This is a genomic window from Sneathiella sp. HT1-7, from assembly GCF_020731145.1.
Classification (GTDB): Bacteria; Pseudomonadota; Alphaproteobacteria; order Sneathiellales; family Sneathiellaceae; genus Sneathiella.
Map to the genome: position 1 here is coordinate 325,747 of NZ_JAJFZN010000003.1, position 25,643 is coordinate 351,389.

The window sequence follows — 25,643 nt, forward strand, 5'->3', positions numbered from 1 at the left end:
AATGGCTGAAATTGCCGGGCTTGTTTTTCCCCTGTTCGGGCTGATTCTGCTCGGTTATCTGGCGGCGCGGATCACCAAACAGCCGGCCGAGGCCATGGGCTGGCTCAACACCTTTATCATTTACGTCGCGTTGCCCTGCCTGTTCTTCAAGCTCTTGTCGAAGACGCCGATTGAAAAGCTGACGAGCTGGGAATTCATCACCACTAATATCTCGACCACCTTCGTGATTTTCCTTGCCGTCTATGCTATTGCCCGGCTGATGACGAAGGCCACAACACCGGAGGCAACCATACAGGGCCTTGCGGGTGCTTATGGCAACATCGGCTATATGGGGCCCGGAATTGCACTGCTCACTTTCGGCGAAGAGGCCGCCGTTCCCCTCGCGCTGATCTTCTGTTTTGAGAATATCCTGCATTTCATCGTCGCGCCGACGATGATGGCGCTGAGCAGCGGGAAGGAGCAACATGTCGGCGCCCTGCTTGGCCAAATCGCGAAGAAAGTCTTCCTGCATCCCTTTATCATTGCGACTATTGTCGGCGTTGCCGCGGCGATTGTGCAATTCACGCCGCCGCTGCCCATCGAGCGACTGATCGACTATCTCGCGCAGGCCGCCGCGCCCTGCGCCCTCTTCGCCATGGGGGTGACGCTCGCGCTCCGGCCGTTGAAGCGCGTGCCGGGGGAACTTTCCTTCATCATCCCCTTCAACCTCGTGGTGCATCCGATTGCGATGTATCTCTCGCTTAGCTTCTTTGGCGATTTTGATCCGCTCTGGGTCTATACAGCCGTGCTGCTCGCGGCGCTACCGACCGCGACGAACGTCTTCGTCATCGCCCAGCAATATGGCGTCTGGGTCGAGCGTGCCTCCGCCACCATCCTGCTCACCACCATGATCTCCGTCGTCACCGTGACGCTGCTGCTCTACGCCATGACCACCGGCCTGATGCCCGCGGATTTATTTGTGAATTAGTTAGTCTTCATCTCTACTAAGGTCTACTAACTGCCCAGCCGAACTAATTAATCTAGGATACTGTGCTATTTTGCTGAGACCGCTGTAATTGTGTGAGTAATGCTCAAGATTGAATTCATCATTTAAGATTTTTATGCTCCATTGATCTTCAATGCTGGGAAAATTAGAAGGTCCATAGAATTCCGCCTTAGTATCAAAGAAGTTTTTATTTCCATTGTTCCAAACGAGATTCAGAAGGCCTGAAAACTCAATATTTTTATTGGACTTAAATGATTTATTATTGAATAATTCTTGCTTGGGAGATGGAAGTTTATAGATAAAGCTCCAAGCATTTTCGGAACGTAGTTCTTTTAGATGGCTAGGTAAACTTTGAGAAGCCAATTGATTAAAAGTTCTTTTTTGCTGGTATAGAATAATCAATGGAACCATTACAATAAGTTCTATTTTCGCGGAATTGCGCCATACCGTAATTACATTTCGAAGCAATTCGAAGCATTGTTCAATATCACGAAGTTCTAGCAAAAACGCATTAAATGTACACTGGAGAAATTTCAGATCAAGCTGATCATCATCCGTAAATTCCTCGAAAGGTGACGACAAATTATTAACATCTGAAAGATGTAGTTTATAGAGATGTTCAACAAACTGACTTATCTCCGGACTTTCAAAAACATAGGGGCGATCGAAAAAGCGATTTAAATACCGTTTTGCATCAAACTCACTTCCGTAAACAGCTTTGATTGAATGTTGAAGTTGGTCTGTATCCGTTGCCAAAATGAATACGACATTGTCAACATTGAATAGATGTTTGACCCTTTCAAGCAATTCAATTGCATATGTCGGGCGGCATCGATCCAGCTCATCTACAAGTACAAAAAGCGGGATATTTACAGTTTTATTTTCCTCGATACCGATTAGCAGTTTAGTCAGGCTTTTGCGAAATTTCGTGGTGACTTCTTTTGTTTTTAGGAAACTTCTTAATAAATCTTCCGCATGTTTATTCGTGAGTTTTTCTACAGTTTCACTGACTGCTTTTTCAATAGATGCTTCGTCTACTACCTGTTCTGTGGAATCTTGCTCTACAGAGTCTGAGATAAGTTCTGTGATTTCAGAAAGACCTCCACCAACTACTTTTTTACTACCAGTTATTGCTGCATGCTTCAAACCTGTGGTGAGGATTTGCAGCCCAGATTTTTTCGTAACATTTAAAAGGTTCTGTAGTTTGCGTTTACCCTTAAAGTAAGGGCATAGTGTATTGTTGATTTCTGCAATTATTGGGATTAACGGATCTTCTGCATGATCATCTTCCCAAGCATTAATATAAACTACCAAATGGTTATCGAGTCTCAACTGCTCGGCAAATCGCTCCAGAAAAAACGTTTTCCCTCCACCCCATTTTGCATCAAGGTTTATAACATATGATCCTGATCGTTTCTCATTGGTGCGCTCCTTCATTCGTTCTGTCAAAAATCTAAATAAAAAGTCGGCGTCTTTCCATCGCTCCAGATGATCGCCTATCCATATCTCTTTGAGCTTTTCTTTCCGAATGATCAGTTCTTCCGTCAATTTCATCTCCCTCTCGTATTTCGAGAAAGATATCACATCATATTCCTCTATCCTTGTCATAAATGATGTATGCTCTCTGACCAAGGCTACATCTCAATAATTCCCAGCCCTAGGGTGTCACAACAATTGCGTTCCCCGCTTGGCTTCGGTAAAAGGGGCGCAGCGAATTAATTGTGGATCAGGAGCGGAAATCCCTATGGCGTCTTATCAGTATATCTATGTGATGAATGGTCTGTCGAAGACCTATCCGGGCGGCAAGCAGGTTCTTAAAGACATTCGGCTTTCCTTCTTCCCAGGCGCGAAGATTGGTGTGCTGGGCCTGAACGGCTCGGGTAAGTCGACGCTCTTGAAAATCATGGCCGGGATCGAGACGGAATTCACCGGGGAGGCCTGGGCCGCCGATGGCGTAAAGGTCGGCTATCTGGCGCAGGAGCCGGAGCTGGACCCGGCAAAGGACGTCCTTGGCAATGTCATGGATGGCGTGCATGAGAAGAAAGCGCTCCTCGATAAATTCAACGAGATATCAGCCCGGTTTGCGGAAGACCTCACCGATGATGAGATGAATGACCTGATCGCGGAGCAGGGCGAGTTGCAGGAGCAGATCGACGCGCAGAACCTCTGGGATCTAGATCGGGAAGTGGAAATTGCAATGGATGCCCTCCGTTGTCCTGCGGGCGATGCCGATGTCACCAAGCTCTCGGGCGGGGAACGTCGCCGCGTCGCGCTCTGCCGCTTGCTCCTCTCCCAGCCCGATATGCTCCTGCTTGATGAGCCGACCAACCATCTCGACGCCGAAAGCGTCGCCTGGCTGGAGCGCTTCCTGCATGACTATTCCGGCACTGTTGTTGCCGTGACCCATGACCGTTACTTCCTTGATAACGTCGCGGGCTGGATTTTGGAACTCGATCGCGGCCATGGTATCCCGTGGGAAGGCAATTATTCAAGCTGGCTGGAGCAGAAGGAAAAACGCCTCGCCCAGGAAGGAAAATCCGAGGATGCGCGGCGGAAAACGCTGGATCGGGAGCTGGAATGGATCCGGCAGGGACCGAAGGGGCGTCAGACGAAATCAAAAGCGCGTATCAGTGCCTATGAGGATCTGCTTGCCGAGCAGAATTCGAAGCAGGCCGACGCCATGCAGATTTACATCCCGGCCGGTCAGCGGCTCGGCGATCTGGTGGTGGAGGCGGAGCATGTCACCAAGGGGTATGGCGACAAGCTGCTGATTGATGATCTCTCCTTCAAACTCCCGGCGGGGGCAATTGTCGGCGTAATCGGACCGAACGGCGCGGGTAAAACGACGTTATTCAAGCTTATGACGGGTAAGGAACAGCCCGATTCTGGCAGCTTCAAGGTTGGTCCGACGGTGCAGCTTGGCTATGTCGATCAGGATCGTGACACCCTCGATCCGAACAAGAATGTCTGGGAGGAAATCTCCGAGGGGAACGAGGTGATCTCCTTGGGTAAAAAGGAAATCAACAGCCGCGCCTATGTCTCGGGCTTCAATTTCAAGGGCTCCGACCAGCAGAAGAAGGTCGGCCAGCTCTCGGGCGGGGAGCGAAACCGTGTCAATCTCGCAAAGATGCTGAAATCCGGCTCCAACTTCCTCCTCCTTGACGAACCAACCAACGACCTCGATGTCGATACGCTTCGCGCACTCGAAGAAGCCTTGCTGCAATTCGCCGGTTGCGCCGTGGTCATCAGCCATGATCGCTGGTTCCTTGATCGCGTGGCGACCCATATGCTCGCCTATGAGGGCGACAGTCATGTCGAATGGTTCGAAGGTAACTTTGAGGCTTATGAGGAAGACAAGCGTCGTCGTCTGGGCAAGGAAGCGACCGAACCCCACCGCATCAAATACAAGCCTATAACCCGCTAGGGGTTATTTAGCGGCATGTTCGGCTATGACCCGTGCGACGGCGGGGCGGGCCAGCATGGCCTTACGATGAGCCAGCAGTTTAGGGAAGTCCGCAGGGTCAACGCCGTCACCTTCCATCCATTGAGTGATGGTGAAGAGATAGATATCGGCGATACTGTAATTCTCTCCCATCACCCAGGGCCCTTCGAACATCTCATCCTCAATCAGGTGAAAGCATTCTTCCATATTGCTTTTGACCTTGCTTGCGATCGCCTCGATAGCGGCTGTGTTCTGCTCGTCCACCCAGCGCCGTCCGCGCTTGCGGTGGGCATGATTGACATGCACAGTGGAGCAGAGATAGTTGTTGAAGGACTGGAGCTGCGCTAGATCGTAGGGATCTTCTGGCGGCGGAAAAGCGGAGGCGCCACAAACTTGCGCGGTATAGAGCAGGATTGCCGGAGTTTCCGTCAGGATGCCACGATCCGTCACCAATGCGGGCACGCGACCTTTGGGGTTGATTGCCAGATATTCAGGTTTGGTATGCTCCATTATCGCGGCATTTAGCTTTTTTGCCTCGTAGTCTGTCCCGCTTTCTTCAAGTGCAATGTGAGGTGCGAGCGCGATGGTTCCGGGATTATAGTAAAGTTTCAGCATTTCCTGTCCTTGTGATTTATTTTCGGTCACATTACCCGTTAATTTGCCGGAGGGGGATTATTTTATTTGAGATAATGACGATGGCAATTAATGGATGAAGAAACGGAAAAGACTTCTATACTATGCGTCATGCCCCTAACAGCAGAGGTGACATGAGAGCGTTTGTTTGCCTGATCATGATGATGGGTCTCGCCGCCTGTACAGGCACGGTACGGCAGGCGGAGAATAATATCTGGCCCGCAGATCCGCAAGAGAGATCCGCGGCGCAGCGTGTCGTTGCGAAGATGGAGGGAAATGTTCTTCTCGCAACGCCGCCCGGCATGGAATTTTCTCATCGACGGCTGGTGGGCAATATCATCCAAGATTACTATACCTATCGTCTCGACCGGCTTCAGGGCCTGGATCTGCTGAACGCCATTCGCCGGAACATGGCCAGCAACTATGTGCGGGAGCAAGGGTATCGCGCTTGCCGTGACCGCGACATTCGCTATCTGCTCGATAAGGGATACGTCCATGAATTTCGGGTGGCAATCTTTGGCACCAAAAAATCGGGTGTTGAAACAGATAAAATCAGCAAGGGATTTTGCATCGCGAATGAAGTGCCGCTTATCGACCAAAATGCTATCGATGCGCGCTACAGCAAGATTCGGTATTGGCCAAATGGCGACCGGATAGATCCGCGCTTGATCGAGCAAGTCATGGGCTCCTTTCGGGTGGCAACAGCGAAGTATCAGCCATCCGACCTAGGTAAGTTCACCATTAGAACCGTCAGCACTGAGGCTGATGGCTTGATGCTGACTCGAAACATGGAAAAAGAACAAAAAATCACCATAAAGGGGAGCAAATATTGGCCGCAGCATATCAAGGGTCAAGCGCTGGAGAAGAGTTGTACAAACAAGGCTTCTCTAACGGCTTTGATGGTGGGGGGAGTCTATCGGTTTCAGGTGGACGTCAAGGTTAAGCAAGAAATTATTGAAGATGGTGCGTTTACAATTAGCTATCCGGACTGTTTACTTTATAACAAAAAGCCTTGACGACAATATGCCAGAGTTTCCGGCAGCGTGGTGTGTGAGGACGTGATTGAGCATGCAGATTGAAGAGACGGCAATTGCAGACGTAAAAATCCTGTGTCCAAAAAAATTTGGAGATGACAGGGGCTTCTTTTCCGAGGTCTGGAATGCTCAGACGCTGAAAGAAGCGGGACTGGACCTTACTTTCGTGCAGGATAATCATGCCCATAACGCCGAGGCGGGGGTCGTGCGGGGTTTGCACTATCAACTAGCACCGAAGGCACAGGGAAAACTCGTGAGGGCTCTGCGCGGTGCTATTATCGATGTTGCGGTGGATATCCGGGTGGGCTCCCCGACCTTTGGACAGCATGTTGCTGTGGAATTATCTGCGGAAAACTGGCGTCAACTCTGGGTTCCAGCCGGCTTCGCGCATGGCTACTGTACATTGCAGCCGGATACCGAGATCGTCTACAAAGTAACCGACTATTACAGTCCAGAGCATGACTGCGGCATTTTCTGGAATGATCCAGATTTGAATATTAATTGGTCTGTATCGGCAGAAAAGGCAATTCTTTCAGAAAAAGATAAGATTTTGCCTTTATTAAAAGATCAGACAAGATTATTCGAATTCAAGGAAACCAGATGACTGTTTTTGTCACAGGGGGGGCGGGCTTTATTGGTTCCGCACTTGCCCGCGACCTGATTAATCAGGGCAAAGAAGATGTAATGATTATCGACAAGCTGACCTATGCCGGATCGCTTGAAAGCCTGAAACCTGTCAGCAATAGCCCACATTATCATTTTTCACAGACTGATATCTGTGATCGCGATGGCATCGGGGAGTTGTTCAGTAAATACAAACCAACGGCGGTTTATCATTTGGCCGCAGAATCCCATGTGGACAGGTCGATCGATGGCCCTGCGGATTTTGTCCAGACTAATCTTGTAGGCACTTTCACCATGCTGGATGCAGCCTATCAATTTTGGCGCGCGCTCGATGGATCGGCGAAAGATGATTTCCGGTTCCTGCATGTCTCGACAGATGAAGTCTATGGGGAACTCGGACCCGAAGGGTTGTTTTCGGAAACCAGCGCGTATGATCCCAATTCTCCATACTCCGCGAGCAAAGCCGGATCCGACCATCTGGCGCGGGCATGGCATCGCACCTTTGGCCTGCCGGTTTTGGTGACTAACTGTTCCAACAATTACGGTCCATACCAGTTTCCGGAAAAACTTCTTCCGGTGATTATCCTGAACTGCCTAAAAGGCAAGGAATTGCCAGTCTACGGCAAAGGGGAAAATATCCGCGATTGGCTTTATGTGGAAGATCATGCTGCTGCCCTGCAACAGGTTGTCACCTCTGGCAAGATCGGGGAGACTTACATGATCGGCGGCCGGGCAGAGCGGACAAATATTGATATTGTACGCAGCATCTGCCGGATCATGGATAAAAAATTCCCGGAAAAGGCCCCGCATGAAGACTTGATCCGCTTTGTCACCGACCGGCCGGGGCATGATGCCCGCTACGCGGTGGATTGCTCTAAAATAGAGGCGGAGCTTGGCTGGTCCCAATCTCTCAATCTGGAAACCGGTTTGGAAAAGACCGTCGACTGGTATCTTGAAAATCTTGATTGGGTGAAGGCAGTTGCCGCGGATTACACTCAGGAACGTCTCGGCCTGGGAACGAGCGGCTGATGAAGATACTGGTCACGGGCGCAGGCGGGCAGGTGGGGCAGGCGCTGCAAAATCTTGCCTCTTCTCATGAGATTAACGTCATTGCTCTTGATCGACAGGCACTCGATATTACAGATCAATCCGCTGTCCGGGAGCAGGTTCGCAATCTCTCCCCGGATGCGGTGATCAACTCCGCTGCTTATACTGCCGTGGACAAAGCGGAAGAGGACGTAGACGCAGCTTTCGCGATTAATGCCGAGGGAGCGGAAAACTTGGCTCTTGCTTGCGCCGATGCGGATATTCCGTTTCTGCATATTTCCACGGATTTTGTCTTCGATGGTAAAAAGGATGGCGCCTATCTTGAAGATGATGCTATTGCACCGCTCAGTGTGTATGGCAAAAGCAAAGGCGACGGAGAAGCGCGCGTCGCGGCAGCATCCACAAAGTACATTATCCTGCGGACAGCGTGGGTGTTTGGTGGTGCGCAGAATTTTGTCACCACCATGCTTCGTCTCGCGCAAACCCATAAGGAATTGAATATTGTCGATGATCAGACCGGCGGACCGACTGCGGCGAATGATATCGCGGCAAGCCTTCTAAAGATTGCCAAACATACCCATAAGGCCGGGTTTCAGTCTTGGGGAGTATACCATTATTGTGGTGCACCCGCCGTTACCTGGTTTGGTTTTGCAAAAGCCATTTTCGCTCACTCATCTGTCGTCCCGGCTCTCAACCCCATCCCGACAGAAGACTATCCGGTTCCCGCGGAGCGACCAAAGAATTCCGTGCTCGACTGTACAAAAATCAAACAGGTTTTTGGCATTGACCAGCCTGATTGGCAAAAGGCATTATCGGATATATTGGGAAAATAAATCAAAACAAGGACACCCCCCATGGATCGGCAGGATTTCAACTTCTTTCATCCATTTCGTGTGCGCTATTCGGAAATTGATGCGCAGAGTGTGGTATTTAATGCCCACTATCTGACCTATTTCGATACAGCAATTTCGGAATATTTTCGCCATCTGGGCTATGATCATCAGGACTATGTGAAACGGACCGGGCTTGATTTTCATCTCGTGAAATCACTGGTTCTGTACGAGAAACCTATCCTGTTTGACGCTGAGATCGAGGTGGGGTGCCGGGTTGAAAAAATTGGCCGCACCTCCATCACCTTCGTGCTCGCGATATTCGCAAAAGGGGAAGATACCCGCTATTGCACGGGCGAAATTATTTGGGTCAACACTAACCAGACGACCCACAAAACCGAACCTGTCGATGACACTATCCGTGAGATGTTCGAGAAATTTGAGATCAAAGAGTAATAGCGTAGTGCTTCAACCCTAATTCAGTGAAGATGAGTTACGGGTTGCCTTACTTTACCTTCTTGAAACGCATGCCGATGATCCCATGACATTGCCCATAAAGTCCGCCGCCACTGGGTGACTCGGCCCTGAAAAATTTATCTGGCCCATCAAGTACAAAGCGCTCAGTCCATTTCCACTGGCTGCCGCCCGTTGGGTAATCAAAATGGAGATCGACGTAATCATCTGAATTTTCGCCGGAAACGAGTAGCCCGTATCGGTCGCCCCAAACTGTCTGGCTGATTTTTCCTCGTTTAAGATCAAGAATAAAGTTCCAGGTTTTTCCACTACCGCACCAACTTGAATTTCCGTTTCCAGCTTTATATGTGGCGGAAACTTGGCAGAGCCCTGTGGGTTCGAATTCTAAAAACGCCGTCTATTTGGCCGGGTCCTGCGTCTGTCATACTCCAGTTCTGACTGGCACCTGCCTGTTTGATTAAAGTGCCAACTTCCTCCAGCGACGTGAAAGACAGGCTTTTTGGAATGGGAACATTTGTCGGATTATAAAATGGTTGTGTTCGTTGCTCGCAGGCATTTACAACAAAAGCAATAAGGGCAAGAGTCGCAAGGCGAATTAATAATTTCAACAATCCATTCCTTAAATCAACCGAAGGTTAAGCCATCACAATAGCGGCTTCGCATGACATGATAAAGCCTTAAGGGCATATTTTATGTTATATCTGTAGGGGTGTTGGTCAGGATATAGAGGCCGACGCCGATCAGCAGGAAGGGAAAGGCCTTTGGCGCGTATCGCTCCAGAAAGGACTTCGTTTTTGGATGATCGACCGCTTTTTGGGCGCCGAAGGTGAGGATTACCGCAGTAGCGATGATACTTGTAACCATCCAGCCGATTAGGCCGGGGCGGGTATCAGAGAGAAGCGGGGCCAATATCGCGATGGAATCCCAGCTATGAGTGATCATGATCAGCGCAACGGTGAGAAAGCTCCCGCCTTCTTTCAGCGTTACATTGAGGCCAGCAAGCTCTGTAGACTTGCTCCGCCGCAAAAGCTGCCACAACTCGATAATACCAATCCCCAAAGGAACCAGGCCAATATAGGGGATGAATTCAATGGGTAATTGCTGAATACCTTGGGCAAAAAGCAGGCAAATTCCGATCATCACCAGTACGGCTAGAAGATATCCCTGCCGGACCTTGGCAACCCCGTATTTCGGATGTAGCGACAAGGTGACAAGCAGGAAGAGATTATCGATACTGGTCGAAGCAAAGGCCATAAAGCTGATGGCGATGGCTAGAAGAATGTCATGCATGACCAACTTTCCAATATCGCCCTCTTCCCGGCTAGTTAGTTTTTCTCTTCGCCTTGCCCAATATGAAACAGGCAATCCCCGCGAACGACCCTTGCGCCTTGCCGCTTTGCGAGAATGACTCCGTCATCCTCAAAACACAGCTCGATTGGGTCGCGGCCAGGGGTTTCGGTGCGGTGGATCAACGCGGCGGGCTGGCCCGCGCGGACATCCTCTCCCGGATCAGCGAGAGGTTCATACACACCTGGCTCTGTCGCGAAAATACTGCCTTCCGCATTAAATATCCGGCTCTTCTTGGGGGCGGGATCCGGCGCAGTAGTTATTGCGCCAATTTTATGCAAGGAGCGGAGCAGACCATCACCGGCAAGTTTGGGCAGTCCCTTGGATACTGTCCCGCCGCCGGCAAGTTCGGTCAGAATGCTGCAAACCCCGTTGCGAAAAGCCGCTGAAGAGGAAAAACTGCCTGCATCGCTGCGTCCGAAATATAGAGTGTGGGGCAGGCTGAAAGCTTCCGCAATTTCCCGCTTCAACGCGAGGTGCGGATCATCGGAAGTGACAGAAAAGAGCAATGTTGGCGTGTAAAAGAGCGAACTACCACCTGAATGAAGGTCAAATAGAAAATCTGCGCGTTTCAGCAAAGTATGCTCGATATAATGCGCGATCTGTTGTGTCGGGGTGCCGGTATCGCTACCAGGAAAGGAGCGATTGAGATTTCCTTGATCAATCGGGGATGTACGAAGTCCTGCCTCTGCCGCCGGAAAATTTGCCATCGGAAGTATGATGAGTTGGCCGCGTATCTGATCAAGCGGCAGGGTCCGGATCATGTTGGAGAGGATTACTTGCCCTTCATATTCGTCCCCATGATTTCCCGCCATCAGAAGGACTGTTGGGCCGTCTCCATTTTTCATGCTGGCGATCGGGATCGGGATGTAGCCGTAGGCGGATCGATGAACGGAATGGAGCAGCTGTAGATATCCATGTTGGATACCATCTTTATCGAAATCAATTTTGGTAGAGATAAGCGAGGACATAGACGGGCACCCGGAACAAATGAAAAATATTGTCTTACTATATCCATCCAATTAGATAGGCCCAAGAAAGAAGTGCCGGAGTGTCAGGGAAAAGGCATAAAAATAGCCCGCCACTGGGGCGGGCTATTCCTGATTAGAGAAGGATCAGATTAGGCGGCTTTACTTTCGAGAAGCTTGCCCTTGTTGATCTCAATGGTGCGCGGTTTGAGCTCCTCCGGAATTTCACGGACGAGGTCAATATGAAGCAGGCCATTTTCCATGGCGGCACCGACGACCTTGACCGTTTCTGCAAGCTCGAATTTCTGGACGAAAGAACGGGCTGCGAGGCCGCGATGCAGATATTCTGCTTCTTCCTTGTCCTCTACGGACTTACCACTGATTTTCAGGGTGTTCTGATTGGCGACCACTTCGAGCTGATCTTCCGTAAAGCCAGCCACTGCCATCGTGATCCGGAAATGATCCGCATCGGTTTTTACGATATTATAGGGCGGAAATCCGTTGTCGGCCGACGCTCTTTCCAAGCCATTGAAAAGTTGCTCTATCCGGTCGAAACCAACGGTTGAACGCATCAGGGGTGAAAAATCATAGCTACGCATTTGTATATTCTCCTATGAAGCAATATATATCCGGGCCCCCCAATCTGGGGCAAACCCTTGTTATCAGACCCAAAATCGGCATCCGATGCACTGTATATGAGGTGCATTTTTATAGATTCAAGGCCTCTAAATATGGAAAATTAACTTTTGGAGGCTAGATTTTTCCTGCAAACCCACGAATAATTCCCGTTCACTAACGCAACAAAGGATAGCCGATGGGCGTCAGCGATGATGATGGAACGCAGATCAAGGCGCAGACCATCTTTTTCACCCGTACCTATGATGAAACATTGGATCTGGTGAAAGAGGCTCGTAGCTATCTTGCCGGTCCAGGACAGGTTGCCGCAAAAGCCATGCCGGCGGAGGCAAGTTTCGGCTATGCGGCAGAATCATTGCGGCTCACCACGCGGCTGACAGAAAGCATGTCTTGGCTGCTATTTCAGCGCGCCCTGCAAGAGGGGGAGATTACGTTGGAAGAATCGCAAGAAGAGGAATGTCATCTACAGCATATGGATGTATGCCTCGCGGAGGACACCGCTTGCGACCCCAGGATGCTGCCGGAGGAGCTGCAATCCTTACTGGAGCGAAGTGAGCGCCTTTACCAGAGGCTGGTTCGGCTGGATGAGCAGGGAAAACACGCCTTTATGCGCGCCCAGCTTTAAACGCATCATCAGAATTTGTGAAACCGGCAACAAAAAAGGCGCTCAAATGAGCGCCTGATCCGCAAACCCGTGTGGGTTCAGATTCTCTTTAGCTTGATTTGATGCCGAAATTCGCAAAACGCTTGTTGAATTTCGCGACCTGGCCATCATCACGCAGATGCTGCTGGCCACCAGTCCATGCCGGATGCGTTTTCACGTCGATGTCCAGCTTCAAAACATCGCCTTCCTTACCGTAAGTAGAACGGGTTTCAAAGGTTGATCCGTCGGTCATTTCGACGGTGATCATGTGGTAATCTGGATGTATTTCTTTTTTCATGTCGGTTCACCCTTTGGGGGACGCTAAAATTCGCTCAGCGGGCCTTATATTAAAGCTGAGACATTATGGCAAGCAAAGATATGTTTTTTGGCATTTTTTCTTGCATTCCTGGCTATGACCGTTACACCCAAGAACTGGAATTTAAGACATAATAAAGGCAGGTATAGCTGCGTGACTGATGTAAACGGAATCGCTCCTGACGTGGATGAGAAGGAAAAGTCTAAACAGGTGGTAACGCACCTTTGGCAACTTTGGCGATTCGTCAAGCCCTACAAGCTACAGGTCTTTGGTGCCTTGATCGCGCTTATCGTTGCAGCGGGAACCACTTTGTGGATAGGGCAGGCGATCCGCAATCTTCTGGATAAGGGATTTACTGCCGGCCCGGAAAGCCTTGATCGGGTTTTTATCGGCTTGATGGGCGTGATCACTTTACTCGCTTTCGCTACTTTTGGTCGCTACTTTTTGGTTTCCTGGATAGGAGAGCGGGTCATCTCGGATGTCCGAAAGGCAGTTTTTAACCACGTATTGACCCTCAGCCCGGCCTTTTTCGAAATTACCCGCACAGGTGAGGTGCTTTCGCGCCTGACAACCGATACAACGCTGATCCAGACGGTTATCGGGTCATCAATTTCTGTGGCGCTTCGGAACTTTCTTCTGTTTATCGGCGGCCTCGCGTTTCTGATCTATACGAGCCCGGCGCTCTCGGGGATGGTTTTGATGGTGGTCCCCATCGTGTTGATACCCATAATCGTCTTTGGTCGGATAGTGCGTAAGCTCAGCCGGTCCAATCAGGATAGTATCGCGGCAGTCAGTTCGCGCGCGGATGAGACTTTACGCGCGATTCAGACATCGCAGGCCTACACCCACGAAGACCATGATCGCGCACAATTCAGTAAGGATGTCGAAACCAGCTTTCGTATCGCCGTAAAACGTATCACCGCCCGCGCCTGGTTGACGGCGCTGGTCATTCTGCTGATCTTCGGCGCGATTGATTTTGTCCTCTCCAGAGGGGCAACGGCTGTCGTTGACGGCAGCATGACCGGCGGGACATTGGGTGCCTTTGTCTTTTATGCGGTAATTGTCGCGGGTTCGATGGGATCGCTCAGTGAAGTCTGGGGTGAGTTGCAACGGGCGGCAGGCGCGTCAGAACGGCTCATGGAACTGCTCGTGGAAGAGCCCTCTGTCACCGTCTCGGCGAATCCACTTCCTCTTGGGGCAACGATTGAAAAGAATATCCATTTCGATGATGTCACTTTTCATTATCCGTCTCGGCCGGATCAGGCGGCGCTCAATGACTTCTCGCTTGAAATTCGAAAAGGCGAAACTGTTGCGCTGGTCGGACCGAGTGGGGCAGGCAAGACCACAATATTTCAGCTCCTGCTGCGATTTTATGATCCGCAGTCGGGCTGTATTACCATCGATGGCACAAATATCGCCAAGGTCGATCCGGTCTACCTCCGGGCGCTGATGGGGCTGGTGCCACAGGATGCGGTCATTTTCGCCGATACCGCCATGGAGAATATCCGGTACGGTAGACCGGAGGCGAGCGATGATGAAGTGCGTGCCGCCGCCGAAGCCGCCGTCGCCACCGAATTTATCGATGCCATGCCTGAAGGATTTCACACGGAATTCGGCGAGCGGGGGATCAAGCTCTCTGGCGGTCAGAAACAGCGTATTGCGATTGCGCGGGCAATCTTGCGCGATCCGGAGATTCTCCTGCTGGACGAAGCCACATCCGCGCTCGATGCGGAAAGCGAGCGTCAGGTGCAGATCGCTCTTGAGCATCTCATGGAGAACCGAACGACCCTGGTTATCGCGCATCGGCTCGCTACTGTGCTTAACGCCGACCGGATTATCGTGCTGGAAAATGGCCGTATCGTTAATCAGGGTACTCATGAGGAATTGATGGCTGAGGACGGGCTTTACGCCAAGCTTGCCAAGCTGCAATTCGACGTGGGTCGGAACGCACTATCCGCATAAAACCTTCTTCAGAACGGCTTCAAGCTGGCTATGGATGGTCTGCAAGCTGAAATGCTGCTCATAGTAGGTCCTCGCGGCGGCGCCACGCGCCTCTAGCCGGTTTGGCGCAAGAGCAAGCCGCTTCACGTTTTCTGCGAGTGCATGTGCGTCCCCCGCCGGAATTTCGACCAGACCCTCGCTCTTCGGGGCGGGATAGGCGGTGGATTCGCGTGTGATCACAACCCGACCACAAGCGAGCGCTTGATAGACTTTATTGGGGATCACCCGCGCGGCCTTACCGCTTTTCCCGAAAACACCAAGCAATATATCTGCTTTATGGATGCGAGCGGGTAGGTCTTCATAGGGCGTATAGCTCTCGAATGTGATCGCGGGGTGATCTCCGGCTGCTTCTTCACATATGGCTTTCAGTGGGCCATCACCAAGCAAGGTCCAGCGGATAGGGGCGTCACAGAGCTTCGCCGCCTCGACAATGACCTCCGGTGCCTGCAGGCTAATAAAACTGCCATAGAAGAGCGCCTCAGAAGGTTCCTGAGGGCGTCTCTCAGTGAGTGGGGCGGGGCAGAACAGGCTCTCTTCCGCTCCAACCGCGACGACGTGAATTTTTTCAGGAGAAAGGCCAAATGTATCCGCAAAAAATTCCGCATGGCCCGCTGTATCGGCGACGATCTGGTCGGCGGATGAAAAGATGGAGCGTTCTTTTTCAAGAAGCTTTGCCGCCTGAGGACTGTCCGCCGTAAACTTCCGTCGTTCAAACACCTGTTTATCATAGGCGGAGATCATTGGATCGAAGACAAGCGGCACGTTATGTCGCCGGGCCCATCTTGCCGCGGCAGCCATATCGCGCTGACGAAAGGCAGGCAACCAAAGAATATCCGGTTTCTTTATGCCTTTCAGGGTTGCTTCCAGATCACCAAGCGAACTGAGGCGAGGTCGAAAATCAATAATCTTCCAGCCGAACGCGGAAAAGGCCTGACGTAGGATTCGGTTGCGGGAATAGTCAGGATCAAAACGGCCCCACCAGAGAACAGTTCCTGCGGCTTTGCTCATGACACCAGATCCAACTCTCCGATCACATGCCCTAACGAAAGATCGGCAAGATCATCCTTGCGCAGAACCCGCACATCCGGGCCGCGTGGGCGGGACATATTCGGATCGGACGCGCGGGAGAAAAGCACCACCGTCTTGCAGCCCACAGCGGAAATAAGATGCAGCGGCCCTGTATCATTGCCAACCGCGAGAACCGCTCCCGCGCCAAGAGAGGCAATATCACCGAAATCTGTCTTGGAGGAAAGATCAAGGGTGTTGGGGCAGGCATTGGTGATCGTTGCAATCGCCTCGGCTTCCGCCTTGCCGCCAATCAAAACGGGTGTAATGCCTTTTTCATCCAAATACTCGGCAAGTTCGGCAAAACGAATAGCAGGCCAGCGTTTTTCCGGCCGGTGCGCCGAGCCGCCGGGCACGAGCAATGCGTATTTTGCGGGCAGGTTGAACTTGGAAATATTTGTCATTGCCCAGGAAAAATCAGGCGTTGGAACGGTCTTTATCCCTGCGACCTTCAACTGATCGATATGCCGTTCGATTGTGTGGATTTTAGTGCGAAGCGGGCTATCATGTGGGTGGGAGCAGCCCTTTGCTACGCCGCACCACTCCGGTTTTCGCCGTTTTGGAAAGAAATTGAAGTAGCTATTTGTCCGGGTCGAGGTTTGCAGATCATAGACCCGGTCGAATTTTCCGCCGCGCAGCTTCCAGATTAGGGGAATGAGCTTGGAAAGTTGCCAGATCTTCGGCCGTTCGTCGATCCAGATTTCATCAAACAGGCCGGATTTCTCAAGGAAGGCAGCGAAGGGACGGGTGGTCAGCAATACAATGCGCGCGTCCCCATGATGGGCGCGGATAGCCTGAAACGGACCCTGTGCGAGGATCACGTCGCCAAGCGCGCCATGCTTGATGACAAGGATATTCCGGCCCTTTCCCGCCATCTAGCGTTCCGTCAGCTTCAGCTCGATCCGCCGGTTGCGAAGATAGCCGATCTCGTCATCGCGGTTGTCAATCGGTTGAAACTCGCCAAATCCGGTTGGTGCGAGACGCTTGGCAGGAACCCCCTGACTGATCAGAAATTTTGTCACGGAAAGAGCGCGGGCGACAGAAAGTTCCCAGTTGGAGGGGAAGCGCGCCGTACTGATGGGCTGACTATCCGTGTGTCCATCAACGCGGAGGATCCAGTCGATATCCGTTGGGATGTCTTTCGCAATTTCGAGCAGGGTTGCAGCAAATTTCGCCATATCTTGTTTGCCTTCGGGCCCAAGCTCCGCCTGTCCGGCATCAAAGAGGACTTCCGATTGGAAGACGAAGCGGTCACCGACAATGCTGATGCCGGGACGGTTTTTAAGCACCTCCCGAAGTTTTCCGAAGAACTCGGAGCGATACTGTTGCAACTCCTGTACTTTTGCAGCGAGCGCCTGATTAAGACGTTTGCCAAGATCGGCGATCTGTGCCTGTTGTTCCACGTCTTTGGCCTCGCTCGCATCCAGTGCCTGATTTAGTTTGGCAAGTTCATTTCGGAGCGCGCTGATCTGGGCGTTGAGGGTCGCGACCTGTGCCCGCGCTGCGGCGGAAAGTTCTTCTTCTTCGGTCAGCTTATCTTGCGTCTGTAAGTAAAGTGTTTGTAATTCGGCAAGGCGAATTTCGCGCTCCTCAATATCTTTCTGCGCGAGATTTGTCCGTTCCTCTTCATCCGCGATACGAGCCTCCAGCTCCTTGCTGCGATCGCGCAGGCTACCGATCTCGGTATCTTTATCCTCGATCGTGGCGGCGAGTTTGCCGACTTCTTCTTCAAGCTTTTTGCGTGTTTCCTCAAGTGCCGTAATATCGCGTTTCAGGCTTTCAAGTTCGGCAAGATTGGCCTTCAGACTTGCTTCGCTTACGTCCAGCTTGCCTTCCACCTCGGCGGTTTTATCCTTTTCCTCGCGCAAGAGGACCGTCAGGCGGTCCCGATCTTCTTCAGCGGAGAGCGCGCGGCTGGTCAGGGTGTCAAGTTGGATGATAACGTTGTCGCGTTCTTCCGCGAGCTTTGTCATATCGATATTAAGTTGGGCGATCTGGCCTTCCAAGTTTGCGCTGGTTCGCCGTTCAATCGCCAGAAGATCGGCTAACTCATTGACCTGCTGATTGAGTTTTTCGAGCGCAGCATCGCGGCCGGAAAGGGCTTGCGAGAGGAAAAACTGTGCGAGCACGAAGACGACCAACAGGAAGATAATTACCAGCAAGAGAGTGGTCAGCGCATCGACGAAGCCCGGCCAAATCTCGTAAGGGGCGCGTTGTCCGCGGCGTCTACGAGCCATAACTTACTCCGTCCTTAGTGGCAGGCACGATCTCAACCACGACGGCTTTCTTCCGCAATGGCGGCGATTGTCCGGGTCAGAAGCTTGATATCGCTGCGAATTTCCTGAACCACCTGTTCGCGGCCATCGGCGCTTTCTTCCATCAGGCGGACCATATGCACATCCAGATTACGAAGGTGATTGCGGCTTGCTTGATCAAGCCCGGCGCTCTCAGCGGATTTCGCAAGCCGCTCAAAGAGCGGTTTCAGTTCCGTCTGGCCTTCGGCAAGCTTGATCAGCAGATCCTGCTCTGTTCGCATTTGATCGGTGAGGGCCGCGAGACGCTCGCTGAGATTAATGAGGGAGTTTTCCGCCGATCCGCGCTTGTCTTCATTCCGGGAGAGGGTGCGTTGGAGGTTGTTTAAACTTTCCGCCGTTTGCTCAAGCAGCGCCTGGACATAGGCGGGAACGCTTTGGTCACCTTCGGTAATGGTGCCGGAGCCGGAACTTGTAAAGCGGGTAATGGATGTCAGCCATTCTTCCAGATCGCCGTAAAACCGGTTCTGTGCCTGCCCCGCTTGCATATCGAGGAAGCCGAGAACCAGCGATCCGGAAAGCCCGAAGAGCGAGGAGGAAAAGGCGATCGACATACCAGAAAGTGGTTTTTCCAGGCCGACCTTTAATTCATCAAAAATGGCAACAAAATCTCCACCGCCGCCAACATTGAGCGTGGAAATGGCATCTCCGACAGACGCCACAGTCTCCAGCAGGCCCCAGAAAGTGCCGAGTAGACCAAGGAATACCAGCACATTGATTAGGTAGCGCGAAATGTCGCGGCCTTCATCAAGGCGGGCGCTGACACTGTCGAGCAGTGTGTTCATTGTAACGGCGGTCAGCCGGACGGGGCCATTGCTGTCGCTGAAAATCGTATAGAGCGGCGCCAGCAGACGCGGGGGCCTGACCGTCGGTTGCGATGATTCAAGGCGGCGCAAGCTATGGGTCCAGTTGATTTCCCCGGTTAGCATGAACACCTGACGGAAGATAAACAGAACGCCGAAAAGCAGGACCAGAAGGATAAGACCGTTTAACAGCTGATTTGCAAAAAAAGCGATCTGAAGCTGTGGATAGAGAAAGGCGGAAATGGCAATGGCAACGCCGATAAAAATCGTCATACGGATCAGGTAGCGCCGTGGTTTCTTGATATTCGGCGTACCGGCTAGACTGTGGGTTTCGACATTGGGAATAGTTGACATGGCTACCTTGTAATCATGAGGAGATCAACACGGTCAGATGGCCCGTTGCCTTCCGGCTCGCCCAGCGCCCGCACTTCAATTTGTCGGTTATCAATACCCAGTTCCATCAGCTTTGAACGAACCGCAAGCGCCCGACCGAGTGAGAGACGTCGCGCCGCGCTGACGCTATTGCCACTACCATAGGCAAGGAGTTGGACATTCCGCCGGTCGCCGTCCTTCACCTGATCGGCGATGACTTGCAGGGTGGTTTGCGCCTCCGTCGACAGATCCACCGCACCTTCGGTAAAGAGAATGCGCGTGAGATTGTCAGTAATATCAGATGACGTGGTCGATGCGGGTGTTCCTGCATCAGGCGCAATAGCAGCAAGCTTGATTTCTTCCTCAGTCGCAGCCTCTGGTTCTGTCACATCGACGCTGGTCGCAGCCACAGTTTCAACTGATGAAGAGGTGGTCTCAGTCTCTGCGGGGTTCGCGTTAGCAGTTTCGGCAAGGGGGACATCAGTCGTTTTGACAATTTTTTCTGCCGCAATGTCCGCGACTTTTGCTTTGGATTCCTCAACAATTTCAGGTGTTGGGATCGGTGCGGTATCCATCTTGACGACGGGGATAGCCACATCCTCAAACTTCGCTTCTTCCGTGGGTTCCGGCAGTTTAGACGGATTGACCCGCGGGACCGGGATGGGCTTTGCCTCTGCGACAGTCGTTTCAGGAAGCGTCAGTTCCGGCTTGGTAAGCGGCTTGACGATTTTTTGAGACGGCGCGGAGGAGGTGCTTTTCTTGAGGGACGGCGGGGTCAGTACGATCACTGAATTGCCATCAATAATCCGGGTCGGAAGCTTGAGTTGCGGACTTGAATATTTTAGTGCATCCAGGTTGACCTCAACCGCCGGTCGCGTTGAATTGCTCGTTTCCGCGTAGGCCGGGGCAGTATGGATGCCGATAAGGGGAATGGATACTGCAAGAGAGGCAAGCAGGGAAAACGAGTAAGTTGCCGTTGGCAATTTGGTCACTGGCTCCCTTCCTTTCCTTTTAACCGATAACTAACATCAAATTCACGCGAACTTTACGTCCGAGGCTCATATCTGCCAATTGAAATTGTCAACTTTACGACAGGCGAATGAACCGCTTTGCACCATAACTTAGCGCGCGCGCGCCCACAATCCCTTAGTTTGCATTCAAATCGACCGGTTGACATAATTTTCGGCAACTCTCTGGTGTTTAGCTTTATGAAAGGATTTTTTGCTATTATTGATTTACTTAATGGCGAAAAGATACAATTTAATGGAGCTTTCTGAAAGAAGGATCTGATTTAATGAAACTTGATACCATAGCGCTGATACTGGCTGTCTTTGCCGGCGCGGTTTATCTATTCTTTCTGATTTTTGCCGGTGCAACAGCCTCATTTCCTTTCGGAGCAATCCTCTTCATCGTGTTGGCCTGTTTCTTCTACTTGCTGGCGCGTGTCTTGTGGCAGCGGAAAGCCAGTGACGAAGATGATTATTATGAACGAAATATCGATAAGTAAGTGAGAGTAACGATGATTGTAGCGACCACAGAAGAAATTGAAGGTCAGGAAATTGCCGAAGTGCTTGGTCTGGTTAGGGGGAATGTGATTCGCGCTAAGCATATTGGCACGGACATTATTGCGGCACTGCGTAACCTTGTTGGCGGCGAAGTTCGGGAATACACAAAACTGATGGGAGAGGCCCGCGAGCAGGCGACAGATCGCATGATCACCGAAGCCAAGCTGAAAGGAGCGGATGCCGTCATCGGGATGCGCTTCACAACTTCCATGGTGATGGCAGGCTCTGCGGAAATCCTTGCCTATGGCACAGCAGTGCGGCTGGTTCCGAAGACATGAGCCGCGACTGCCATAGAATAGAACCGGTTAGTAGTCTTTTTCGCCGATTTCGATAACGCATTTGCCGTCGACTTTGCGATCAATTACGGCATCAAGTGCATCAACGAATTGGTCAAGAGAAAAACGGGCGCCGATCTCGGGCTTGATGAGGCCTTTTGAGTATAAATCAAGGACACCAGCCGCCATTTCGTCGAGGGCATCGATATATTGCTTTCGGTTACCGCCGGGCGACCAGCCGAAGAAATGGCCAAGGTTGAAGCCCATAGCTGATGCGTTTTTCAGCAAGAGTGTATTGGCCGCGATTTTGGGAATCTCCCCGCAGGCATAACCGATGGTCAGCAATCGCCCTTCCCACGCGAGGGAGCGGATGGACTGGATTGTCACATCGCCACCGATGCTGTCATAGACAAGATCAACCCCGCGACCGTTGGTTAGGTCCATTACGACATCGCGAAAATTGGATTCCCGGTGATCGATGACGTGGTCCGCGCCGTGATGGCGGGCTGTCTCGCAATGATTTTTTCCGCCGGCGACAGCAATCACCGTTGCGCCAAGGGCCTTGCCGATCTCGACAGCTGCCGTTCCAACAGCTCCGGCTGCACCGTGAACGAGCAATGTCTCTCCGCTTTGCAAGTTGGCCCGGCGGATGAGCGCCCCGTAAGACGTGTTGTAGGAGGTGATCAGCGCGGAGCCAACGGCGGGGTCCATTTCCTTCGGTATCTTGAAGCAGGCGACATCTTCAATTTTACAGAAACCGGCTGCACCACCGTGATCGACGCTGCACATGACATGATCGCCAACGGCAACGCGACTTACATTCTCTCCCACGGCGTGAACGATACCGGCGGCCTCTGTCGAGGGAATGTAGGGGAGGGGCGCCTTGCGCTGGTACTTTCCTGCAATGTTGAGGGAGGCAGCGAAACTTACCCCGGCCGCTTTATTGCGGACAACAACTTCGCCAGGGCCGGGCTCTGGAACGGGGAGGGTTTCGAGTTTGGCAACATCTCTATAGTTGCCGAATTCATGGATGACGATAGCGCGCATGTCACGTTGATCCTGACTTATTATTGATTGAAAAACAGGGCCTTACTATAGCCGAGCTATCATCTGGAACAAGCTGTGATCGAGTGTTTTTTATCGCCCGAGGCGGATTTTCCGGAATATTTCCATCATCTGGCTATTGATCCCGCTGTTGGTGGCGAGGATATCGCCTTTTTCCAGCATCTTCTCGCCGCCATCAAGTTGTGAGACAAGAGCGCCAGCCTCGCGCGCGATGATAATGCCAGCGGCAATATCCCATTCAGCGAGATTTCGCTCCCAAAAACCATCATACCGGCCAGCAGCAACATAGGCGAGATCGAGGGCGGCAGACCCGAACCGGCGCACTCCAGCGGAAACGGACATGACCTGCTCAAGTTCCTGCAGAAATTTTCCGTGATCTGTCTTTCCCGTAAAGGGGATGCCGGTCGCCAGAATGCAATCGGTCATCTTTGTCCGGCTGGAAACCCGAAGGCGGCGATCGTTCATATAGGCGCCACCGCCTTTTTCTGCCCAGAAAAGCTCGTCCTTCACTGGGTCGAGGATAATACCGGCAATGATTTCCTTGCCCGACTTAACGCCGATGGAAATGGAGAAATGGGGCAGGCCATGCAGGAAGTTTGTCGTGCCATCAAGAGGATCGACAACCCAATAAGTCGTACCATCTTTTGCCTCGACAACGCCACCTTCTTCCAGGATAAAACCAAAATCAGGGCGCAGGCGGCCGAGTTCCTCACGTAGCGTCGCCTCGCAGGTCAGGTCTGCCTGGGAAACAAAATCCGCCGGGCCCTTGCGGGAAACTTGCAAATGCTCAACCTCGTTAAAGTCACGAAGCAGCTTGCGGGCCGCTTTGCGCGCGGAAAGCTCCATTGCGTTAATAATTGCGGATTTTCTCGCCATCGGCTTTTGCCTTACAGTTAATCAGGAAGCGGGGATTGCTGCGGTCTTTAGTCCGCCCGCTTGAGATACTCGGATGTTTCCGTGTTGACAATGATTTTCTCGCCCGTCCCGCAAAATGGAGGCACCATCACCCGAATACCGTTCTCAAGTATAGCCGGTTTGTATGACGAGGCGGCGGTCTGCCCTTTGACGGTGGGCTCGGTTTCCGTAATTTCAAGCGTGACCTGCTCGGGCAGGATCACGGTCAGCGGACTTTCCTCATGAAATTCAATCTCGACATCCATGCCGTCCTGCAGGAAGGCAGCACGTTCACCAACCATATCTTTTGAAATCGATACCTGTTCATAGTTGCTTGTATCCATGAAGGTCAGCAATTCGCCATCTTCAAACAAAAACTGATGCGGTTTCTGTTCCAGGCGGACCTTTTCGACGGATTCAGAGGCGCGGAAGCGCTCATTCAGCTTGGTGCCATCGCGGAGGTTTTTAAGCTCCACCTGCAGATAGGCGCCGCCCTTGCCGGGTTGCGTATGTTGAATCTTCACGGCGACCCACAGGCCACCTTTATGCTCGATCACATTGCCCGGACGGACAGCATTTCCATTAATTTTCATGATTTTTCATTGCTCTCGTCAAAAAATTCTGGGCGGAACCTACCAGTTTGCCACGACCTTATCAATCACCCGATTAAAGGCAGTAACTGCTTCCTTCGGGCCGTCCTTGTAATCCCAGATACCACCAGCGACAGCCAGAAAATCCGCACCGCTCTCTAAAAGGATATCCGCATTCTCCACCGTGATTCCACCAATGGCGACAGAGGGGATCAACGTTGTCTCCGACCACCAAGCCAGGAGCTCCGGTTCCGCCTTGACGGTGTTCGCCTTGGTGGAGGAGGGGAAGAACGCGCCAAAGGCCACATAATCGGCCCCATCGTCGCCGGCAACCATCGCCAGATGCTTTGAGTTTTTGCAGGTCACCCCGATAATTGCATCAGGCCCCAGAATTTCGCGGGCCTGTTTATAGGGTGTATCATCCTGACCGATATGAACACCGTCAACATGAAGCTCTTTTGCGAGGTCCACGTCGTCATTAAGAAGAAACGCTACGTCTGCCTCTTCTGCGATAGGAAAAAGACGTTTAGTCGCTGCAATAACTTCTTCGGCGGGACGATCTTTCAGGCGAAGCTGAAAACAGCCAACATCGCCGCCTTTAAGCGCATCACGGAATGCGATCTCGAAAGCATTGAGATCAATGACCGGCGGTGATATCAGGTAGAGGCGGGGACGTTCCCGACCTTCTTCAGACGTTGTCCCCATAAAACCTTATTCCATATCCGAACTGTATTCGCCGTCGCGGGCGGCGCTGGTCAGCTTGGCGCGATGCAGGAAGGCGTTCTGCGCAGCTTCCACATTCTCAGCCTTGCCCTGCCAGGTGGCAAGGGCGGAAGCCTGAAGTGCCCGGCCGAAGGAATAGCTGATTTCCCATGGGAACTTGCCCATTTTATTCATGGCATTGAGATGCTCAGTCGCCTGTTGCTCGCTCTGTCCGCCGGAGAGGAAGACAATACCCGGAACAGCGGCTGGCACGGTTTGCTCAAAACAGTAGAGGGTTTTCGTTGCAACTTCCTCGACACTGGCCTGCTCGGGGCAGTCTTTGCCGGAAATAACCATATTCGGTTTCAGCAACATCTGCTCAAGCACGACGCGCTGTTTGTATAGCTCGTCAAAAACGGTTTTTAGTGTCGTTTCCGTCACCGCATAGCATTCGTCAATATTATGATCGCCATCCATCATCACTTCCGGTTCGACGATCGGGACGATACCCGCTTCCTGACAAAGCGCCGCATAGCGGGCAAGGGCGTGGGCGTTAGTATCGATACAATATTGGCTGGGCGCGCTGTCTCCGATGGAGATCACGGCGCGCCATTTGGCGAAACGTGCACCGAGTTTGTGATATTCATTGAGCCGGTCGCGGAGGCCGTCCAGCCCTTCGGTTACGAGTTCACCTTCAGAAAAGGCGAGAGGCTTCGCGCCTGTATCGACCTTGATGCCGGGGATAATGCCCTGCTTCATGATCAGATCGGTCAGCGGGCCGCCATTTTTCGACTGCTGACGGAGGGTTTCATCATAGAGGATCACACCACTGATATAGTCGCCGGCCCCCTTTGAGGAGAGCAGCAACTCGCGGTAATCGCGGCGGGTATCTTCCGTGCTGGGCGTGTTGATAGTATCAAGGCGTTTCTTGATGGTTCCAGTGCTTTCATCCGCGGCAAGAATGCCCTTGCTGGGGGCGACAAGTGCTTTCGCAATATCTTCTAGGTCCATGTCATCCAT

At 52.0% G+C, this 25,643-nt stretch carries 27 protein-coding genes; 11 read left to right on the top strand and 16 right to left on the bottom strand.

All coding sequences use genetic code 11. The features are described 5' to 3' along the window. Position 1 precedes the first annotated feature (1 nt). Complete coding sequence (locus LKE13_RS11260; protein ID WP_227951372.1) at positions 2-967, top strand: AEC family transporter; 966 nt, start codon at positions 2-4, stop codon at positions 965-967. Here the strand turns inward: LKE13_RS11260 and LKE13_RS11265 are convergent, their stop codons facing one another. Further along, positions 968-2,533 carry a P-loop NTPase fold protein gene (locus LKE13_RS11265; RefSeq protein ID WP_227951374.1) on the bottom strand — a complete coding sequence of 522 codons (1,566 nt, stop codon included), beginning with the start codon at positions 2,531-2,533 and terminating at the stop codon, positions 968-970. It abuts the gene before it with no gap. Positions 2,534-2,729: 196 nt separating this feature from the next. Here LKE13_RS11265 and ettA point away from each other — a divergent pair, with 196 nt between their 5' ends. Next, complete coding sequence (ettA, locus tag LKE13_RS11270; protein ID WP_227951376.1) at positions 2,730-4,409, top strand: energy-dependent translational throttle protein EttA; 1,680 nt, start codon at positions 2,730-2,732, stop codon at positions 4,407-4,409. Positions 4,410-4,412: 3 nt separating this feature from the next. Here the strand turns inward: ettA and LKE13_RS11275 are convergent, their stop codons facing one another. Next, on the bottom strand, positions 4,413-5,042 hold the full coding sequence (locus LKE13_RS11275) for a glutathione S-transferase family protein (protein WP_227951378.1): 630 nt from the start codon (positions 5,040-5,042) through the stop codon (positions 4,413-4,415). A gap of 152 nt (positions 5,043-5,194) precedes the next feature. Between LKE13_RS11275 and LKE13_RS11280 the strand changes: the two genes are divergently transcribed. Genes LKE13_RS11280 through LKE13_RS11300 form a run of 5 tightly spaced genes read left to right on the top strand, consistent with a single transcriptional unit; the run spans position 5,195 to position 9,051 of the window. After that, positions 5,195-6,076: a hypothetical protein gene (locus LKE13_RS11280; protein ID WP_227951380.1), complete on the top strand. Its 882-nt coding sequence runs from the start codon at positions 5,195-5,197 to the stop codon at positions 6,074-6,076. A 52-nt stretch (positions 6,077-6,128) separates the two neighbouring features. Next, entirely contained in the window at positions 6,129-6,698 is a 570-nt protein-coding gene (gene rfbC / locus LKE13_RS11285) for a dTDP-4-dehydrorhamnose 3,5-epimerase (RefSeq protein WP_227951382.1), read from the top strand. Further along, the gene (gene rfbB, locus LKE13_RS11290; RefSeq protein ID WP_227951384.1) at positions 6,695-7,747 is read left to right on the top strand and encodes a dTDP-glucose 4,6-dehydratase; all 1,053 of its coding nucleotides are present in this window, start codon (positions 6,695-6,697) and stop codon (positions 7,745-7,747) included. Before rfbC ends, rfbB begins: the two co-directional genes overlap by 4 nt. Beyond that, entirely contained in the window at positions 7,744-8,598 is an 855-nt protein-coding gene (gene rfbD, locus LKE13_RS11295; RefSeq protein WP_415776529.1) for a dTDP-4-dehydrorhamnose reductase, read from the top strand. Before rfbB ends, rfbD begins: the two co-directional genes overlap by 4 nt. Before the next feature lie 21 nt (positions 8,599-8,619). Next, positions 8,620-9,051: an acyl-CoA thioesterase gene (locus LKE13_RS11300; protein ID WP_227951390.1), complete on the top strand. Its 432-nt coding sequence runs from the start codon at positions 8,620-8,622 to the stop codon at positions 9,049-9,051. A 708-nt stretch (positions 9,052-9,759) separates the two neighbouring features. Here LKE13_RS11300 and LKE13_RS11305 read toward each other — a convergent pair. The 3 genes from LKE13_RS11305 to LKE13_RS11315 all read right to left on the bottom strand — a co-directional run bounded on the left by LKE13_RS11305 (position 9,760) and on the right by LKE13_RS11315 (position 11,983). Then, positions 9,760-10,359 carry a cadmium resistance transporter gene (locus tag LKE13_RS11305; protein ID WP_227951392.1) on the bottom strand — a complete coding sequence of 200 codons (600 nt, stop codon included), beginning with the start codon at positions 10,357-10,359 and terminating at the stop codon, positions 9,760-9,762. A gap of 35 nt (positions 10,360-10,394) precedes the next feature. Continuing rightward, positions 10,395-11,387, bottom strand: coding sequence for a succinylglutamate desuccinylase/aspartoacylase family protein (locus LKE13_RS11310; protein WP_227951394.1), 993 nt, complete (start codon positions 11,385-11,387; stop codon positions 10,395-10,397). Positions 11,388-11,536: 149 nt separating this feature from the next. Continuing rightward, on the bottom strand, positions 11,537-11,983 hold the full coding sequence (locus tag LKE13_RS11315; RefSeq protein ID WP_227951397.1) for an Hsp20 family protein: 447 nt from the start codon (positions 11,981-11,983) through the stop codon (positions 11,537-11,539). Positions 11,984-12,198: 215 nt separating this feature from the next. On the opposite strand from LKE13_RS11315, the gene LKE13_RS11320 reads away from it, so the two are divergent. Then, positions 12,199-12,645, top strand: a complete 447-nt coding sequence (locus LKE13_RS11320) for a DUF1465 family protein (RefSeq protein WP_227951399.1) — start codon at positions 12,199-12,201, stop codon at positions 12,643-12,645. Positions 12,646-12,733: 88 nt separating this feature from the next. On the opposite strand, the gene rpmE is transcribed toward LKE13_RS11320, so the two are convergent. Then, positions 12,734-12,961 (bottom strand): 50S ribosomal protein L31, encoded by a 228-nt coding sequence (gene rpmE, locus LKE13_RS11325; protein ID WP_227951401.1) that lies wholly within the window; start codon positions 12,959-12,961, stop codon positions 12,734-12,736. Between the two features lie 171 nt (positions 12,962-13,132). Between rpmE and LKE13_RS11330 the strand changes: the two genes are divergently transcribed. Next, entirely contained in the window at positions 13,133-14,941 is a 1,809-nt protein-coding gene (locus LKE13_RS11330; protein WP_227951404.1) for an ABC transporter transmembrane domain-containing protein, read from the top strand. Here LKE13_RS11330 and LKE13_RS11335 read toward each other — a convergent pair. The 5 genes from LKE13_RS11335 to LKE13_RS11355 are packed head-to-tail and all read right to left on the bottom strand — an operon-like array spanning position 14,930 to position 20,524. Continuing rightward, complete coding sequence (locus LKE13_RS11335) at positions 14,930-15,988, bottom strand: glycosyltransferase (RefSeq protein ID WP_227951406.1); 1,059 nt, start codon at positions 15,986-15,988, stop codon at positions 14,930-14,932. The two genes, LKE13_RS11330 and LKE13_RS11335, sit on opposite strands and share 12 nt — an antisense overlap. Further along, entirely contained in the window at positions 15,985-16,920 is a 936-nt protein-coding gene (locus LKE13_RS11340) for a glycosyltransferase family 9 protein (protein ID WP_227951408.1), read from the bottom strand. Before LKE13_RS11340 ends, LKE13_RS11335 begins: the two co-directional genes overlap by 4 nt. Further along, a complete protein-coding gene (locus tag LKE13_RS11345) occupies positions 16,921-18,282 on the bottom strand; it encodes a peptidoglycan -binding protein (protein ID WP_227951410.1) in 1,362 nt (453 codons plus the stop codon). It lies immediately after the preceding gene. Positions 18,283-18,314: 32 nt separating this feature from the next. Then, the gene (locus tag LKE13_RS11350; RefSeq protein ID WP_227951412.1) at positions 18,315-19,514 is read right to left on the bottom strand and encodes a hypothetical protein; all 1,200 of its coding nucleotides are present in this window, start codon (positions 19,512-19,514) and stop codon (positions 18,315-18,317) included. A 2-nt stretch (positions 19,515-19,516) separates the two neighbouring features. Beyond that, a complete protein-coding gene (locus tag LKE13_RS11355) occupies positions 19,517-20,524 on the bottom strand; it encodes an OmpA family protein (RefSeq protein WP_227951414.1) in 1,008 nt (335 codons plus the stop codon). Positions 20,525-20,826: 302 nt separating this feature from the next. Here LKE13_RS11355 and LKE13_RS11360 point away from each other — a divergent pair, with 302 nt between their 5' ends. Beyond that, positions 20,827-21,039: a hypothetical protein gene (locus LKE13_RS11360; RefSeq protein WP_227951416.1), complete on the top strand. Its 213-nt coding sequence runs from the start codon at positions 20,827-20,829 to the stop codon at positions 21,037-21,039. A gap of 12 nt (positions 21,040-21,051) precedes the next feature. After that, a complete protein-coding gene (locus LKE13_RS11365; protein ID WP_227951418.1) occupies positions 21,052-21,375 on the top strand; it encodes a YbjQ family protein in 324 nt (107 codons plus the stop codon). Positions 21,376-21,402: 27 nt separating this feature from the next. Here the strand turns inward: LKE13_RS11365 and LKE13_RS11370 are convergent, their stop codons facing one another. From LKE13_RS11370 to LKE13_RS11390, 5 genes are all read right to left on the bottom strand, one after another. Continuing rightward, positions 21,403-22,419, bottom strand: a complete 1,017-nt coding sequence (locus LKE13_RS11370) for an NADPH:quinone oxidoreductase family protein (RefSeq protein ID WP_227951420.1) — start codon at positions 22,417-22,419, stop codon at positions 21,403-21,405. 90 nt (positions 22,420-22,509) lie between these two features. Continuing rightward, complete coding sequence (locus LKE13_RS11375) at positions 22,510-23,313, bottom strand: inositol monophosphatase family protein (protein ID WP_227951422.1); 804 nt, start codon at positions 23,311-23,313, stop codon at positions 22,510-22,512. A gap of 47 nt (positions 23,314-23,360) precedes the next feature. Next, positions 23,361-23,924 (bottom strand): elongation factor P, encoded by a 564-nt coding sequence (efp, locus tag LKE13_RS11380; protein WP_227951423.1) that lies wholly within the window; start codon positions 23,922-23,924, stop codon positions 23,361-23,363. 39 nt (positions 23,925-23,963) lie between these two features. After that, positions 23,964-24,626, bottom strand: coding sequence for a thiamine phosphate synthase (gene thiE / locus LKE13_RS11385; protein WP_227951424.1), 663 nt, complete (start codon positions 24,624-24,626; stop codon positions 23,964-23,966). A gap of 6 nt (positions 24,627-24,632) precedes the next feature. Then, a complete protein-coding gene (locus tag LKE13_RS11390; protein WP_227951425.1) occupies positions 24,633-25,643 on the bottom strand; it encodes a class I fructose-bisphosphate aldolase in 1,011 nt (336 codons plus the stop codon).